15 protein-coding genes are annotated in these 17390 nt (G+C 49.0%); 9 read left to right on the top strand and 6 right to left on the bottom strand.

The window, feature by feature from the left end:
- Positions 1-11: 11 nt before the first annotated feature.
- The gene (gene trhA / locus R3289_RS18375; protein WP_318927245.1) at positions 12-671 is read right to left on the bottom strand and encodes a PAQR family membrane homeostasis protein TrhA; all 660 of its coding nucleotides are present in this window, start codon (positions 669-671) and stop codon (positions 12-14) included.
- A gap of 169 nt (positions 672-840) precedes the next feature.
- Positions 841-1518 (bottom strand): FadR/GntR family transcriptional regulator, encoded by a 678-nt coding sequence (locus R3289_RS18370; RefSeq protein WP_318927243.1) that lies wholly within the window; start codon positions 1516-1518, stop codon positions 841-843.
- A gap of 705 nt (positions 1519-2223) precedes the next feature.
- Here R3289_RS18370 and R3289_RS18365 point away from each other — a divergent pair.
- From R3289_RS18365 to R3289_RS18350, 4 genes are all read left to right on the top strand, one after another.
- Positions 2224-2490 carry a YihD family protein gene (locus R3289_RS18365; RefSeq protein ID WP_318927241.1) on the top strand — a complete coding sequence of 89 codons (267 nt, stop codon included), beginning with the start codon at positions 2224-2226 and terminating at the stop codon, positions 2488-2490.
- Positions 2491-2735: 245 nt separating this feature from the next.
- Positions 2736-4166: a cytochrome c oxidase accessory protein CcoG gene (gene ccoG / locus R3289_RS18360; protein ID WP_318927239.1), complete on the top strand. Its 1431-nt coding sequence runs from the start codon at positions 2736-2738 to the stop codon at positions 4164-4166.
- 101 nt (positions 4167-4267) lie between these two features.
- Positions 4268-5254, top strand: coding sequence for a serine/threonine protein kinase (locus tag R3289_RS18355; protein WP_318927237.1), 987 nt, complete (start codon positions 4268-4270; stop codon positions 5252-5254).
- 85 nt (positions 5255-5339) lie between these two features.
- Positions 5340-5942 carry a thiol:disulfide interchange protein DsbA/DsbL gene (locus R3289_RS18350; protein ID WP_318927235.1) on the top strand — a complete coding sequence of 201 codons (603 nt, stop codon included), beginning with the start codon at positions 5340-5342 and terminating at the stop codon, positions 5940-5942.
- Positions 5943-5988: 46 nt separating this feature from the next.
- Here the strand turns inward: R3289_RS18350 and R3289_RS18345 are convergent, their stop codons facing one another.
- Entirely contained in the window at positions 5989-7521 is a 1533-nt protein-coding gene (locus tag R3289_RS18345; RefSeq protein WP_318927233.1) for a YifB family Mg chelatase-like AAA ATPase, read from the bottom strand.
- Positions 7522-7935: 414 nt separating this feature from the next.
- Here R3289_RS18345 and ilvG point away from each other — a divergent pair, with 414 nt between their 5' ends.
- Genes ilvG through ilvA form a run of 5 tightly spaced genes read left to right on the top strand, consistent with a single transcriptional unit; the run spans position 7936 to position 14211 of the window.
- On the top strand, positions 7936-9582 hold the full coding sequence (gene ilvG, locus R3289_RS18340; RefSeq protein WP_318927231.1) for an acetolactate synthase 2 catalytic subunit: 1647 nt from the start codon (positions 7936-7938) through the stop codon (positions 9580-9582).
- The gene (gene ilvM, locus R3289_RS18335; RefSeq protein ID WP_318927229.1) at positions 9582-9830 is read left to right on the top strand and encodes an acetolactate synthase 2 small subunit; all 249 of its coding nucleotides are present in this window, start codon (positions 9582-9584) and stop codon (positions 9828-9830) included. Before ilvG ends, ilvM begins: the two co-directional genes overlap by 1 nt.
- A gap of 21 nt (positions 9831-9851) precedes the next feature.
- Entirely contained in the window at positions 9852-10799 is a 948-nt protein-coding gene (locus R3289_RS18330) for a branched-chain amino acid transaminase (RefSeq protein ID WP_318927228.1), read from the top strand.
- An 11-nt stretch (positions 10800-10810) separates the two neighbouring features.
- Positions 10811-12652: a dihydroxy-acid dehydratase gene (gene ilvD / locus R3289_RS18325; RefSeq protein WP_318927227.1), complete on the top strand. Its 1842-nt coding sequence runs from the start codon at positions 10811-10813 to the stop codon at positions 12650-12652.
- Positions 12653-12657: 5 nt separating this feature from the next.
- On the top strand, positions 12658-14211 hold the full coding sequence (gene ilvA / locus R3289_RS18320) for a threonine ammonia-lyase, biosynthetic (protein ID WP_318927225.1): 1554 nt from the start codon (positions 12658-12660) through the stop codon (positions 14209-14211).
- A gap of 49 nt (positions 14212-14260) precedes the next feature.
- On the opposite strand, the gene R3289_RS18315 is transcribed toward ilvA, so the two are convergent.
- The 3 genes from R3289_RS18315 to glmS form a co-directional block, all read right to left on the bottom strand.
- On the bottom strand, positions 14261-14626 hold the full coding sequence (locus tag R3289_RS18315; protein WP_318927223.1) for a helix-turn-helix transcriptional regulator: 366 nt from the start codon (positions 14624-14626) through the stop codon (positions 14261-14263).
- A gap of 249 nt (positions 14627-14875) precedes the next feature.
- Positions 14876-15253 (bottom strand): helix-turn-helix transcriptional regulator, encoded by a 378-nt coding sequence (locus R3289_RS18310; protein ID WP_318927221.1) that lies wholly within the window; start codon positions 15251-15253, stop codon positions 14876-14878.
- 289 nt (positions 15254-15542) lie between these two features.
- Positions 15543-17378, bottom strand: coding sequence for a glutamine--fructose-6-phosphate transaminase (isomerizing) (glmS, locus tag R3289_RS18305; RefSeq protein WP_318927220.1), 1836 nt, complete (start codon positions 17376-17378; stop codon positions 15543-15545).
- Positions 17379-17390 lie beyond the last annotated feature (12 nt).

Here is a 17390-nt window from a genome sequence, read left to right as displayed (position 1 = left end):
GACCCGGCAGTTTAAATCGGCTTGACGTAATAGTAGATAGCAAAGAAATGGCACATCGTACCGCCGAGCACAAACAGATGCCAGATGGCGTGGTTATAAGGAATACGATCATTAACGTAAAACACCACGCCCAGCGAATAGATCACTCCGCCTAAGCCAAGCAACACTAGGCCGCCATGCGATAGCGACAAGGCCAGTTGATAGATCGCAATCAACGATAACCAGCCCATGGTAAGGTACGTCACCAGCGACAGGCGTTTAAAGCGGTAGACAAAGATAATTTTCAGCGCGATTCCTATCAGTGCCAAGCCCCATATCACGGTCATTAACGTGATGGCCAAAGGGGTGCGTAATGAAATCAGCAAGAAAGGGGTATAAGTACCGGCAATCAGCAGATAGATTGCACAGTGATCAAAGGTTTTCAGGGCGCGTTTGGTCCGTTCAAAAGGGATCGCATGGTATAAAGTAGACGCGAGATACAGCAATATCATGCTGCTCCCATAAATACTCAGGCTGACAAGGCTCAGAGCATCGGCATTGGCATCTATCGCCTGAAGCAACAATAAAACCAGGCCCACGATACCAAAAATCATCCCGAAGCCATGGCTGATACTATTAGCCACTTCTTCAGCTGTCGAATATTCTGGCTTTAGCGCCATATTCTTACTCATCTCAGCCATCCCAACGTAGGTTTCATGTTCAAAACATAAGCAGTATGACACAGTTGAACTTACACTTGTAAGCTCAACCTGAAACAGCCTTAAAAATAATCTCTCTGATGATGAACATGAACCAAAACTCACCTTGACCATTGGTGTTTTTAAAGAAAAATGCTGCTCGCTATTTTAGCAGCTCAACCGTAGCTCGGCGGGCCGCGTCAGGATCTCGCGCGATAATGCCATCAACAATACGTTGATGAATATCCAGCTTCAATAACCGATCCCGGGTAATAATACGGAAATAGTTTTCAAAAACCGCTTTAAACAAATTACCAAACGGACTGATAAAATGGTTACCGGAAGCAAAATAGATCAGTTGATGATACCGCGTATCGACTTCAATCCATTTATTCTGATCAAAATGCTTACCCAGACTATGCATTTCCTGCATCAGGGCCTGTAGTTCATCCCGATCGCTATCACTGGCATTCAGAGCAGTCAACGCCGCGGCCTCTGGCTCTAAGGTGAGTCGTACCTGCTGAAACTCTGCCACTAATTCGCAATGTTCATCAAAATTCAACCAGGCCAGTAAATCCTGATCGAGATAATTCCAGTTACGCTTTGGCAAGACTCGGGTGCCAATACGCGGGCGGGGCAATACCATACCTTTCGCCGCCAGCATCTTGATCGCTTCGCGAACCGCAGTACGGCTGACGCCGTACATTTCACCGAGTTCAACTTCTCCCGGTAAAATGTCACCGGGCTTTGTTTCTCCCTGTAATATACGTTGTCCGATTGATTCTGCTAATTTATAAGACAAGTTGCGATTAACGACTAATCGCTGCTGATCGTGTTCCATTCACCCTCTCTACACAGGCTCTTTTTTATAATAGTTTCTGCATTACACCATAAAGCCATGGCTGTGAAACAGCTTATCTTCACACTTGCAACACAAGCCCTACATTCTCTTTCTATTCAACATAAAATTGACGAAAAACACCACATTAAGCGCTCATAGTTTGCTCGACTTATCATTCGCTTGTTGCTATTCTCTGCGCCGAAAATAACACGAAAAACCCAATATCTCGGTTCCGGACGGGCTTTGCCTATGGGGTTACCCCTGCGGAGGTATTGATTTTATTTTTTGGCCACGGATGAGCCTGACACTAGGTAAATCATGCGCCCTGCATCCCCGGCCAGGTATATAAGTACCACCCCTCGCAGTCCATCTCGTTTACGCAGCAGCACTTTTGCTCCAAGGTTTAAAACAAAAAAAGTGCCTCAGCACGTTGCAGACGTTCACACCATGCCGGTCCACGAGCCAGTTGGTGTAACCCCTGATAACGAGCAAGCCGCTTAATCCTCGTCCTTACGGGGGCTATCAGTCAAAGGCAGTGCTACCCTCGCTGCCTTTTGTTCATCCCGATCATTTTTCACCTAGCATTATGCCTCCTGCCGCCGTATCACGGCCTTGTTACCATTTGTATCAATCCAAAGTTTGTTATAATTTACCCGCCATAAAATATAACAATATTTTCAGCTCAGCCTTAATTGTGGAGAAAAAATGAAGACCCATCGCGTTAACGAACTGATTGAATTGATCCACCCTGAATGGAAAAAAGACCCAGATCTCAACCTGGTTCAATTTCTTATCAAACTGGCTGAAGAAGCAAAATACGAAGGTCAATTAGAAGACTTGACCGATGACGTGCTGATCTATCATCTGAAAATGCGCAACAGCGATGATAAAACAATGATCCCGGGCATCGCTAAAGATTGCGAAAATGATTTCAAAACTGCGATATTACGTGCTCGCGGCATTATAAAATAAGACTGACCCTGTTACATCCTCGGGTATTTCATCATGGCTGATCATCAGATCAGCCCTCTTCCCCGCTATAGCCCCCACTCACGCCACCTATTGCTGAAACTATGACCTTGTTAGAGTAATCGGCCCACGAGGTGTTATATAATTAACAACATCTGCTTATTATAATTTACATATCGGTCAGGCAACGTACCTGAGCCGGAAGCCTTTTGCTAATTCAGTATAAGGAAGCCCGAGGAAGTCATGTCATGAGCCACGAGAAAATTAAAATCAAGGATGTCACCGCGCAGCAATTTAATCCCAAGACGCACAAAGGCACCTCCGATCGTTTCAATCCAAGCAATCAAATCTATGTCCGTGCCGTTAAAGGAATTTATCAGAAATTGCGCCAACGTATGGGGTGGCTGTTTATGCTGCTTTTTATGGGCGTACCGTGGATTTCTTATGGTGACCGTCAGGCTATTTTACTGGATATTGGCCACCAGCAGTTTAACTTCTTTGGCACTACCCTATGGCCGCAAGATTTAACCCTGCTGGCCGTCCTGTTCATGATTGCGGCCTTTGCTCTGTTTTTTGTGACCACTTTTCTGGGACGCGTCTGGTGTGGTTATTTCTGTCCGCAAACGGTCTGGACCTTCATCTATATCTGGTTTGAAGAAAAACTCGAAGGCGCCGCCAATAAGCGCCGTAAGCAAGATTCCCTGCCAATGACCGGAAAATTGCTGGGCAGGAAAATCCTGAAACATACCGCCTGGTGGGCCGTAGCATTGGCTACCGGCCTCACTTTTGTTGGCTATTTTTTGCCAATAAAAGAATTGGTTATCGATTTTTTCACCTTTAATGTCGGCTTCTGGGCCGGTTTCTGGGTACTGTTTTTTGCCGGTTGTACCTATGCCAATGCAGGCTGGATGCGTTCTATTGTCTGTATCCATATGTGCCCTTACGCCCGCTTCCAATCCGCGATGTTCGACAAAGATACTTACATCGTTGGTTATAATGCTGAACGCGGGGAAGCTCGCGGGCCGCGTCCGCGTAAAAAAGATCCGAAAGCGTTAGGGCTGGGTGACTGTATTGACTGTGACCTGTGTGTTCAGGTATGCCCGACCGGGATCGATATTCGTGACGGCCTGCAATATGAATGCATTAACTGCGGAGCCTGTGTCGATGCTTGTGATCAGACCATGGAACGCATGGGGTATGAGACACGCCTGATCAGCTATACCACAGAGCATAAGCTAGAAGGGCATAAAACCCATGTTTTGCGTCCTAAACTGCTCGGCTATGGTGCGGTCATGGTCGCCATGGCAGGCCTGTTCTTATACTTACTCGCCTCTGTGCAGCCTATGGGGCTGGATGTTCTGCGTGACCGCAACGATTTATTCCGGATCAATAATGAAGGCCTGATAGAAAATACCTATACCTTAAAAATTCTCAATAAAACCCAGCAGGATACCACCTACACGCTCGCGGTCGATGGACTGGAAGACGTTGAATGGTATGGCCCGCAAACAGTGACTATTTCTGCAGGCGAAATTTATACCTTGCCAATCAGCCTGGGGGTTGATCCTTATTTATTGAAAACCCCCATTGCGGATATCACTTTTATTCTGGAAAGAGGCGAAGGGGAAAACAAAATCCGGCTACAGACCGAGAGCCGGTTTATCGGCGAACTTCGCTAACCCAGTTCATCACTATGAGCCAGAAAAGGGCCTAATCAGGCCCTTTTTCAATATGATGATATACTACCGCTTTAATTACCTAGGTTTCGGAATTGGTCACCATGACACAACAAGGCTTTAGTTTTTCCGATCTGACTCCTGATTTATTGCTCGACGCCATTGAAAGTACTGGTGTACGGGCCGAATCAGGATTACTGGCGCTTAACAGCTATGAAAATCGCGTCTATCAATTTAAAGCCGAAGACGGCGAGCGTTATGTGGTCAAGTTCTATCGCCCGCAACGCTGGAGTAATGAGCAAATTCAGGAAGAGCACGATTTTACTCATGAACTTGCTGAACACGAAATTCCGGTAGCAGCACCTATCGCCTTTGCGGGTGAAACCTTGATGCATTTTGAGCAACATCGTTTTGCACTGTTCCCAAGTGTTGGCGGTCGCCAATTTGAAGTGGATAACCTTGACCAGCTTGAGTGGGTCGGGCGCTTTCTCGGCCGTATCCACCGTGCCGGCCAGAGCAAAGCATTTATCCATCGCCCCACCATCGGGCTGGATGAATACCTTCACCAACCTCGCCAGATTTTAGAAAATGCGGATTTTATTCCAGATCACCTTAAAACCGTCTTTTTTTCCGATCTGGATTTACTGATCCGCGAACTCAGCCAGCACTGGCATACAGACTGGCAATCCATTCGCCTTCATGGCGACTGCCATCCCGGCAATATAATGTGGCGTGACGGACCACTCTTTGTCGACCTGGATGATGCGCGAAATGGTCCAGCCGTGCAGGATTTATGGATGTTGTTAAACGGCGAGCGCCATGACCAAATGGCCCAGCTAGATACTCTGCTGGAAGCTTATAGCGAATTTGCTGACTTTAACCCCAAAGAATTGCAACTAATTGAGCCTTTACGCGGTCTTAGAATGGTGCACTATATGGCCTGGTTAGCAAAACGCTGGCAAGATCCGGCATTTCCGCGTGCATTCCCATGGTTTGCTGATGCAAAATACTGGGAAGGCCAAGTGCTTTCATTTAAAGAACAACTGGCTGCTTTAAATGAACCCCCACTACAGCTGATGCCGCAGTGGTAAGATCCTCACAATAAACAGTTCCACCCATAACAAAAGAAATAGCCCGGTGCTATTTCTGTTAATACCTCAGGGAGTACACCTAAACATGATGAAGAAACTACTCGCTCTAGCCAGCGTAGCCTTATTGTCTTTTTCCGTTCACGCGGCCAAGTTTACGGAAGGCGATCATTACAAAGTGCTTGAACTGCCCCAATCAAGCAGCCCGATAGTGACAGAGTTCTTCTCTTTCTACTGCCCGCACTGTCATAGCTTTGAACCCATGATTCAGGCACTGAAAAAAACGTTGCCAGACAACGCTAAACTACAAAAAAACCATGTGTCGTTCATGGGCGGTCCAATGGGTAATTCCATGAGTAAAGCCTATTCGACGGCCGTGGTTATGGGGGTGGAGGACAAAATGACCCCAGTACTGTTTAACCGTATTCACACCATGAAAAAGCCCCCTCGCAACGATCAGGAACTTCGTCAAATCTTTATCGATGAAGGCATGAGTGCCGAGGATTTTGATGGTGCCTACAACAGCTTTGCCGTTAACTCTATGGTAAACCGCTCCAATAAAGCCTTCACGGACAGCGGCTTAACTGGTGTCCCTGCGGTGATTGTTAACAACAAGTACCTGGTACAAGCCGGTAAGATTAAATCGACTGAAGAGTATTTTGAACTGGTTAACTTCCTGTTGAAAAAGTAAGTTTCCGTCTTTGTTCAGAAAGGGCCAGAGGCCCTTTTTTTATCGGCTATATCACCTGTGCCGTCAGCCTTTTTAATAACCGATCCATCGAGCGGTAACCAAGCGCTTCCGCTAAATGCCCCCGCTCAATGTGTTCTTTACCCCCCAGATCGGCAATAGTCCTGGCCACCTTGATGATCCGGTGATAGGCACGAACCGACAACCCCAGCTGGTGCAACGCCGCTTCCAAAAATTGGGCATCCGCTTTCGCTAATTCGCAATGCTTATCCAGCTCTCGGATCGATAACAGGGCATTGACTTTCCCACCACGCGCCAACATCACTTGCCGGGCCTGAAGAACCCGCCGCTTTATCACCTCGCTGGGCTCACCACGATCACCGCCTTCGGCCAATGTGCCACGGGGCAGGGCGGGAATTTCAATCGACATATCAAACCTGTCAAGAAGCGGACCGGAAAGGCGGCCTAGATACCGCAATATGGCCTGCGGATTGGTCCGGGTTTGATTACCTTCGTAATAACCTGTCGGACTGGGATTAAGGGCGCCTATTAGTTGAAAGCGGGCCGGAAAACACGTTTTGCTGGTGGCACGCGAAATCACGATCTCCCCCGATTCTAAGGGTTCTCTCAACGAATCAAGGGCTTTTCGATCAAATTCCGGCATCTCATCAAGAAACAAAATACCGTTATGGGCCAGCGAGATCTCACCCGGTTTCGGGACAGATCCGCCACCCACGAGTGCAGCCATTGAACTAGAGTGATGCGGGGTACGAAAAGGGCGTTTTAACCAATTCCCTTCGTGCAGGGCTTGTTGCGTTAGCGAAGCAACCGCCGCGGTTTCCAGCGCCTCCTCGTGATCCATGTCAGGCAACAAATCACACAGCCGTGATGCCAGCATGGTTTTCCCCGTGCCGGGCGGCCCCAGAAACAGCAAATTATGGCTACCGGCAGCAGCAATTTCCAATGCCCGCTTACCTTGTTGCTGACCAATAATATCTTGCATATCACGGGTGAAATCCGGCCTTTCCAGTTCAATTTCAGCTTCACTCCGATAGTGCAACCGCAACTGTTGCTGACCACACAAATGGGCGCAAACCGTTAATAAACCTGCAGCCGACTTATGCTGTTCTTTACCCACCAGGGCAACCTGATCACCATTATCATCAGGCACGACCAAACAGCGCCGGGCTTTCATCGCCGCTAAAGCGGCAGGCAGCGCACCTTTAACCATTCGCAATTCACCAGACAACGCCAATTCACCTAAAAACTCATGATCTTTCAGCTTATTTGCTGGAATTTGACCTGATGCGGCAAGGATACCCAAGGCAATAGGCAGATCAAACCGTCCCCCTTCTTTGGGTAAATCTGCGGGTGCCAAATTCACGGTGATCCGCCGGGACGGGAATTCAAAATTGGTATTAACAATCGCACTTCTGACTCTATCACGGGCTTCTTTGACCGTTGTCTCTGGCAAGCCGACTAAATTAAAAGCTGGCATTCCGTTACTCAGATGCACTTCAACCGTGACGGCTGGCGCATCAACACCAACACAAGCTCTGCTATGAACAATGGCAAGCGGCATTTTTAATCATCCTGATGATATGGCAGACAAATAAGTTAATAAACGTCATCAACTCCGTTTCACAAATAGCCTATTTATGCAGATCATTTGCAAAGAAATCTTAAGTTTTTCCTTGTCATGCGAGCCATGTCTGTGTTACCAATTAAGAAGAGCAACAAATAAACAATAAAAACTGGACAGACAGTAGATGCCATTTAACGCCAAAGCCATTGCACTCATTATTAACGTCATCGTGGTGATTATTTTACCGCGAGAGGGGCTGGCAGGCGTAAGGTAACACCAAACACAACAAACGCAGAAAGCCCCCGCACCAAACCGGTTCGGGGGCTTTTTTTTAAACACTGGACGTAAATAGGCTGAAAGAACTAGCGATACGTCTTTCAGCAACTCGCAAGCAGGGAAAGGGGAGCAGCGATGACAGGGGCAGAGTTAGTTGTTACAGCGCTGCAACAACAGGGGATAGCCACGATATTTGGTTATCCAGGCGGCGCGATCATGCCAATCTATGACGCGCTATATGATGGTGGTGTCGAACACATTCTTTGCCGCCATGAACAAGGGGCAGCAATGGCTGCAATTGGTATGGCTCGAGCCACTCAGGATGTCGCGGTCTGCATGGCAACATCAGGCCCCGGGGCGACCAATCTCGTCACCGGTTTAGCCGATGCGTTTCTTGATTCGGTTCCGCTGGTCGCGATAACCGGACAGGTAGCCAGTTCGCATATCGGTACCGATGCCTTCCAGGAAATGGATGTGATAGGCATGTCATTATCCTGTACCAAACACAGCTATCTCGTCACGGATATCAACGACCTTGCCCCAACGTTAGCGGAGGCATTCATCGTTGCCAAAGCTGGCCGACCGGGTCCGGTTATTGTTGATATCGCCAAAGATGTGCAGCTTGCCCAAGCCCCCGTCGAAGTACTGCCACTTATTGAGCCTCCCGCCATGCCCGTGGCAACAACAGAGTCGATCGCTGCAGCACAGCGTCTTTTGTCTGAAAGTCAGCGCCCGGTGCTTTATGTCGGCGGAGGGGTGCAACTGGCCAAAGCAACCGAGACTGTCCGTTCGTTTCTACGCCTTAACCCAATGCCTTCCGTGAGTACGCTTAAAGGGTTGGGTACCGTGGAACGCCATGACCCGCACTACTTGGGGATGCTCGGTATGCACGGTACCAAGGCTGCTAACTTAGTGGTGCAAGAATCGGACTTATTGATTGTTGTCGGTGCCCGTTTTGATGATCGGGTGACGGGTAAACTGGATACCTTTGCCCCGCATGCCAAAGTGATTCACTTAGATATTGATGCCGCAGAGTTCAGCAAGCTGCGTCATGCCCATGCCCCCCTGCGTGGCGATGTTAATGTGATTTTGCCACAGTTAGAGCTATCACAAGACATCACGCCCTGGGTCCGGCACAGTGAAAGGGTACGGTCTGATTTCAAATGGCGCTATAACCACCCGGGCGATCTTATTTATGCGCCACTGTTGCTGAAGCAACTCTCAGACATGATGCCTGACAGCGCGATGATCTCAACCGACGTCGGCCAGCACCAAATGTGGGCAGCGCAACATACCCAGCCGCGCCAGCCGCAAAACTACATTACTTCTGCCGGCTTGGGTACGATGGGCTTTGGTTTGCCCGCGGCGATGGGGGCCAAAGTCGCCAGGCCAGATGATGAATCGATCCTGATCTCGGGAGATGGCTCATTCATGATGAATGTGCAAGAGCTGGGTACGCTAAAGCGTAAGCAAATTCCAGTGAAGATGGTGCTGATCAATAACCAGCGCCTGGGCATGGTAAGACAGTGGCAATCGCTGTTCTTTGATGGCCGCCACAGCGAAACGATCTTAGATGACAACCCTGATTTTGTCGTACTGGCGAGTGCTTTTGGTATTCCGGGAAAAACCATCACCAAGAAAGAAGACGTTGAACCGGCTTTAAAAGAGATGCTAGCCAGTAAAACGGCATACTTACTTCACGTACTGATCTCTGAAGAAGAAAATGTGTGGCCGTTAGTTCCGCCCGGCGCTGCCAACCAAGATATGCTGGAGAATACCTAATGGAAAGATATTTACTCGACATCAAAGCGGATGATAAACCAGTATTACTAGAACGCGTATTACGCGTTATCCGTCACCGCGGCTTTATTATAAAAAAAGTGGTGGCGACCCAAAATCATGAAAGCAAAATTGCGAGTGTCGAAATTATCGTCGACAGCGATCGCCCCATCAGTACGCTTATCAATCAGATAGAAAAGCTTTGGGATATTCGCACCGTCGATACAACAATATTGGAAAACCGAGATTAGTGTATAAGGAAGGAACACAACATGGCAAAAACAGCAGATTATATTTGGTTTAATGGTGAAATGGTTCCCTGGGCAGAGGCGAACGTTCACGTCCTAACCCATGCTATGCACTACGGCACGTCGGTTTTTGAAGGCATTCGATGCTACAACACGCCAAAAGGCCCGATTGTTTTCCGCCATAAGGAACACATGGATCGCCTCAAAAACTCGGCAAAAATTTACCGCTTTCCGATCCCATACTCCTCTGAAGAGCTAATGGAAATATGCCGCGAGACGATTCGCGCCAACAAACTAGAATCGGCTTACATTCGTCCACTGGGCTATGTCGGCAATGTTGGGCTAGGGGTCTGCCCGCCGGTTGATACCGAAATGGATCTGATTGTTGCAGCTTTCCCATGGGGGTCGTACCTTGGCGAAGAGGCTCTTGAAAATGGTGTCGATGCGATGATTTCCAGCTGGAACCGCGCCGCGCCAAATACCATTCCTACCGCTGCCAAAGCGGGGGGGAACTATCTGTCATCGCTGCTGGTTGGCAGTGAAGCGCGCCGCCACGGTTATGCCGAAGGGATCGCCCTCAGCGTTGACGGTTACCTTTCTGAAGGTGCCGGTGAAAATATTTTTGTGGTACGTAATGGGGTCCTCTCTACCCCCCCGGCCACCAGCGCTATCCTACCGGGCATCACCCGAGACTCAATCATGGTGCTGGCGAAAGAAATGGGCTACACGGTACGGGAAGAAAATATTGCCCGCGAAGCGCTATACCTTGCCGATGAAGTTTTCATGACCGGCACGGCAGCTGAGATCGTTCCAGTTCGCAGTGTAGACCAAATCACCGTGGGTGAAGGCCAGCGCGGTCCAATCACCAAAGACATCCAAGCGGCTTACTTCGGTCTGTTTAACGGCACCACAGAAGATAAGTGGGGCTGGTTAGATTACGTATATTCCGACCATGCACCATCTGCTAAATAAAGGACTTAACAATGCCTCAATATCGAAGTGCAACGACAACTCATGGACGAAATATGGCAGGTGCGCGCGCTTTATGGCGAGCAACCGGGGTTAAAGATGAAGATTTCGGTAAACCCATTATCGCCGTAGTGAACTCATTTACCCAGTTTGTACCCGGCCACGTCCACCTCAAAGACATGGGACAGTTGGTCGCAAGGGAAATCGAGAAAGCCGGCGGTATCGCCAAGGAATTTAATACCATTGCCGTTGATGACGGTATCGCCATGGGTCACGGCGGCATGTTGTATTCACTGCCATCACGCGAACTGATCGCCGATTCTGTCGAGTATATGGTCAATGCCCACTGCGCCGATGCCATGGTGTGCATCTCGAACTGTGACAAGATCACCCCGGGGATGCTGATGGCAGCACTGCGGATCAACATCCCGGTGATTTTTGTCTCGGGTGGCCCGATGGAAGCAGGGAAAACCAAATTATCCGATCAGATCCTCAAGCTGGATCTGGTTGATGCGATGATCCAAGGTGCCGATCCAAACGTCTCTGATGAGCAGAGCGAGCAAATAGAACGGTCTGCTTGCCCGACCTGCGGATCGTGTTCCGGTATGTTCACCGCCAACTCGATGAACTGCCTGACCGAAGCGCTCGGTTTAAGCCAGCCGGGTAACGGTTCAATGCTGGCTACCCATGCCGATCGTGAACAGCTGTTTCTTAATGCCGGCAAACGCATTGTTCAACTGACTAAGCGCTACTACGAGCAGGATGATGAAACCGCACTGCCACGCCATATCGCCAGCAAAAAAGCCTTTGAAAATGCCATGGCGCTGGATATTGCGATGGGCGGCTCAACCAATACCGTATTGCACCTGCTGGCCTCGGCACAAGAAGGCGAGATTGATTTCACCATGGAAGATATCGATCGGATGTCTCGCCGTGTTCCCCACCTGTGTAAAGTCGCACCGTCTACTCAGCAATATCATATGGAAGATGTCCACCGTGCGGGTGGCGTATACGGTATTTTAGGCGAACTCAACCGCGCCGGTTTATTCCATAGCGATTGTCATAACGTGCTGGGACAAACTTTTGCGGAATCTTTAGCGCAGTTTGATATTGCCGTAACGGACTCCCAGGAAGTCAAAGATTTCTTCCGCGCGGGCCCTGCGGGTATTCGTACCACCAAAGCCTTCTCGCAGGATTGTCGCTGGGACAGTGTCGACGATGACCGTGAAAATGGCTGTATTCGCAATAAAGCCCACGCCTTTAGCCAGGATGGCGGCCTTGCGGTGCTATCGGGCAACATGGCCCCGGATGGCTGTATTGTGAAAACCGCCGGGGTTGATGAAAGCTGCTTAACCTTCAGCGGCCCGGCCGTCGTATTTGAAAGCCAGGATTCTGCCGTGGAAGGCATTCTAGGCGGCAAAGTGAAAGCCGGTGATGTGGTTGTTATTCGCTATGAAGGCCCGAAAGGCGGCCCGGGCATGCAGGAAATGCTCTATCCGACCACTTATCTTAAGTCGATGGGTCTGGGCAAAGAGTGCGCCCTGATCACCGATGGCCGCTTCTCTGGCGGTACCAGCGGCCTCTCTATTGGGCATGTTTCACCGGAAGCTGCCAGCGGTGGCACTATTGGTTTGATCCGCAATGGTGATATCGTCGATATTGATATTCCCAATCGCAGTATTGAACTACGCGTCGATGAGGCGGAATTGGCACAACGCCGCGAAGCAACCAATCAAATCGGCTGGAAGCCCGCCGATCGCCAGCGTGACGTGTCGTATGCGCTGCGTGCGTACGCGCTTCTTGCCACCAGCGCCGACAAAGGCGCTATCCGCGATAAATCTAAACTCGAAGGGTAATGATGATGAGCGAAGTAAAACAGGCCGGAAGTACAGAGCTATTAAGCGGAGCCGATTACCTTCGCGATATTCTTCGGGCACCGGTCTACGAGGTGGCGCAAGTCACCCCGCTGCAAAGCATGAGTCGACTATCAGCCAGAATCGGTAATGACGTGCAACTGAAACGAGAAGACCGCCAGCCGGTCCACTCGTTCAAGCTACGTGGTGCCTATAACATGATGTCACAGCTAACTCAGGGTCAGCGACAAGCAGGCGTCATTGCCGCTTCTGCCGGTAACCATGCCCAGGGGTTGGCACTGTCAGGCCATAAGCTAAATGTACAGGCAACCATTGTCATGCCGCTTACTACACCGGATATCAAGGTCGAAGCGGTCAAAAGCTTTGGCGGCAAAGTAATACTGCATGGCAATAACTTTGACGAAGCAAAAAGCCACGCAGAAAACCTGGCTCGACAGCATGGGTATACCTTCATCCCGCCATTCGATCACCCATCGATCATTGCGGGTCAGGGCACCATCGGTATGGAGCTGGTTCAGCAAAATGGTCATCTCGACTATGTTTTTGTTCCGGTTGGCGGCGGTGGCCTTGCCGCAGGGGTATCGGTACTGCTCAAACAGCTGATGCCAGAGATCAAAGTCATTGGCGTCGAAGCAGAAGATTCGGCCTGTTTAAAGGCGGCACTGGATGCCGGAGAGCCTGTCACGCTAGATCAGGTGGGCATGTTTGCCGACGGTGTTGCGGTTAAGCGTATCGGCGAGGAAACGTTCCGTTTATGCCAACAGTACCTTGATGATGTCATTACCGTCAGCAGCGATGAAATATGCTCGGCAGTGAAAGATATCTTTGAAGATACCCGTGCTATCGCAGAGCCGTCAGGGGCGCTGTCTCTGGCAGGTTTAAAAAAATATACCGAAGTCCATGGTGTACAGAATAAGCAGCTGGCTGCCATTTTGTCTGGTGCCAATCTTAATTTCCATGGCTTACGTTATGTTTCGGAACGTTGCGAGTTAGGTGAGAAACGAGAAGGCTTGCTGGCCGTCACCATCCCTGAGCGCCAGGGCGCCTTTCTCGACTTCTGCCATATCTTAGGCGGCCGGGCGGTAACGGAGTTTAACTATCGTTATAACGATGACACGCTGGCGAATGTCTTTGTCGGGATCCGTTTAATGCGGGGGCAAGAAGAGCTTGATGGCATCATTCAGGATCTGCGTAAAGGCGGCTATCCCGTGGTCGACCTATCTGACGATGAAATGGCCAAGGTGCATGTTCGCTATATGATTGGCGGCCGCCCGTCAAAGCCATTACAGGAAAGGCTGTACAGTTTTGAATTCCCTGAATATCCCGGTGCGCTACTGAAATTTCTGACGACCTTGGGATCGCACTGGAATATCAGTCTGTTCAATTATCGTAATCACGGTGCCGATTACGGTCGGGTGCTGTGTGGCTTTGAGCTGGGAGAGCAAGATTTACTGTCTTTTACCAGCCATTTACGTGAGCTTGGCTACCAGTGGAAAGATGAAACCGGGAATCCGGCTTACCAGTTTTTCCTCGCCCAATAAACAATAATAGCCACGTCTTAACAACAAAAGCAGCCATCCGGCTGCTTTTTCACTTCCGCTTGAGATCAGCGACGTAATCCACCCAGCAAGAGACAAAGTTAATATTATGCTCTATCAGACGGGCTCTCATTGAACGGGGAACCTGAGCAAACAGAGCAAGTAATTGCTGGATATATTCTTGCTCATTTTGGGATACCGGCCCTTCACCATCATAAATAAACCAGGATAATGGCCGTCTGGTGATCTCGGCAACCCTGAGCAGGGTTGACACTCTCGGCTCGGTTTTACCTGACTCCAGATCCAAATACGTCTGCCGCGCAATACCTAATTGCTCAGCCATGCCAACTTGAGTGATTTTGTTCCACTCTCTGGCTTCCCGAATTTTCTCAGCGATCCGTGATTTTGAGTATTCCATCCACACACCATCTATTTAATATCACTACCTACAACACAATTAACGCCATTAAAATAGAATGGTTGTTACATAACTTGTCGGTATTAAAGATGAATTATGCCGCCGATAAACATAACATCACGTCACGAAAACTGAAAATGTGAAGCGAAACCTCCGATGTCAGGCCAACTGGGCAAACAAAAACAACCGTGCCCACCTTGGCATACACGCCATGTGCGCCACCGTGAATAGCGGTAGCAAAAAAGGAGATTATTTCTCTTTCAACGTTAATGCTTTGGTGTACTCCACAATAAAGCCAGCCAGGTTAATGCTTTGCTGTAAAATGACATTTCTCGCCGAGTGGGGTAAACAGCTAAAGGATTTTAACAAGCGATCTATCTCATCTTTATATTCGCTTTCTAAAATATCAATGCCTTCATCACCATAAACAAACCAGGTAAGAGGACGTTCGGTAATTTCCGCGATCTCAGATAACAGTCTGACTTTAGGCTCTGTCTTTCCGGTTTCCAAATCAAGATAAGTCTGACGGGCAACACGTAACTGCTGTGCCATGTGCACCTGAGTCAGCCCCTTCCATTCACGTGCTTCTTTAATACGTGCAGCAATTTGGGCTTTTGAATCTGTCATAAATAACCTCCAATACAGATCAAATGAAGACTACCTGGCTTTTGTAACCAGGTACGCACAACATCAGCCAACTCTGAATTAGAATTAATTCAATCAATAACTTAAATGTTATTTTTATTTTTTTAATTGCAAGATAATAAAAGCCATCAGTCTTTTTCTTATTTGCAACAAATTCGTCATTGATGTACTAAAGAATAGACGTTCACTTTTTTTGTTACAGGCTAAAACAAAAAAAAGCGCCACTATTGGCGCCTTTTCTCATTTTTAAGACATTTAACGGCGGATAAATTTATTCAACCGTTACGGCTTTGGCCAGATTTCGCGGTTGATCCACATCGGTCCCTTTGATCAAGGCAACATGATAAGACAGTAACTGCATCGGTACGGTATAGAAGATAGGCGCAATAATATCGTCTACTCGTGGCATCGTGATGATCTTCATTCCTTCACATGCTTCAAAGCCCGCTTCGCTATCGGCAAAGACATACAGCAACCCACCGCGGGCACGGACTTCTTCGATGTTAGACTTCAGCTTCTCTAACAGATCATTGGTTGGTGCCACCACGATAACCGGCATATCGGCATCAATCAGCGCCAATGGACCATGTTTCAGTTCACCCGCCGCATAAGCTTCAGCATGAATATAAGAGATCTCTTTCAGCTTCAGTGACGCTTCCATGGCTATTGGATAAAATTCACCACGACCCAGGAACAGGGCATGGTGCTTGTCGGCAAAGTCTTCAGCTAACTGTTCAATTGGCTTATCAAACGCCAGTGCTTTTTCAATTTGTGTCGGTAGCTGATGTAGAGAATTGACTATTTCTTTCTCTTTTGCGGTATCAATCAGCCCTTTTTCTTTGCCCAGCGCAGTGACAAACATTAGCAGGGTAACCAGCTGGGTCGTAAATGCTTTGGTCGATGCAACACCGATCTCTGTACCGGCACGGGTCATGAAAGCCAGATCTGATTCACGTACCAGAGAAGAGCCCGCAACATTACAGATCGTCATCGCTGACATGTAGCCTTTCTCTTTCGCCAGGCGCAGGGCAGCCAGTGTATCTGCTGTTTCACCTGACTGGGACAAGGTGATCAACAGGCTGTTAGGGCGGGTGACAAACTTACGGTAACGGAACTCCGAGGCAATTTCGACATCACAGCTCACTCCGGCCATCGCTTCAAACCAGTAACGGGCCACCATCCCGGCATTGTAAGAAGTGCCACAGGCAACAATCTGTACATGCTCAACATTTTCCAGAATATCTCTCGCACCATTACCGATGCTGTCAACAATCACCGAGTCGCTATTGATGCGACCTTCCATGGTATTGATCAGTGCGCTAGGCTGCTCGTAAATCTCTTTTTGCATGTAGTGACGGTACTGTCCTTTATCCGCCGCATCTTGCTGCAGGTTGGATTCGTGGATTTCACGTTCAACCGGTTGGCCATCAACATCAAAGATATTGACTTCACGGCGGGTAATTTCAGCCACATCGCCTTCTTCAAGGAACATGAAGCGACGGGTCACATTCAGTAAGGCTAGTTGATCTGAAGCCAGGAAGTTTTCGCCAATACCGAGACCGATCACCAGCGGGCTACCTGAACGCGCCACAACCACACGCTCAGGATCACGGCGATCCATCACCACGGTACCGTAGGCACCTTCCAGCTGCGCTGCTGTTTTCTGTACCGCTTTGAGCAGGGTAGATGCGGTACGCAGTTCCCATTCCACCAAGTGAGCAATCACTTCGGTATCGGTCTGCGAAACAAACGTATAACCACGTTCGGTCAGCAATCCACGCAGCTCTTCATGGTTTTCAATGATGCCGTTGTGTACCAGGGCAATATTATCACCAGACATATGGGGGTGGGCATTAACTTCAGACGGCTCACCGTGGGTCGCCCAACGGGTATGGGCAATACCTGTACCGCCACTCAGCGGCGAACTATCAACAGCGCTGGCCAGTTCCTGGACTTTACCTAAACGACGTACGCGTTTCAGGTTATTTTCACTATCGACAATCGCCACACCTGCTGAGTCGTAACCCCTGTATTCAAGACGACGCAGGCCTTCAACTAAAATTTCTGCCACATCACGCTGGGCAACAGCACCGACAATCCCGCACATCGTATTAACTCC

The organism is Photobacterium sp. (genome assembly GCF_033720175.1).
Lineage (GTDB): Bacteria > Pseudomonadota > Gammaproteobacteria > Enterobacterales > Vibrionaceae > Photobacterium.
The sequence above is the reverse complement of the archived record's forward strand: the minus strand, read 5'-3'. Positions and strand labels throughout refer to the sequence as shown.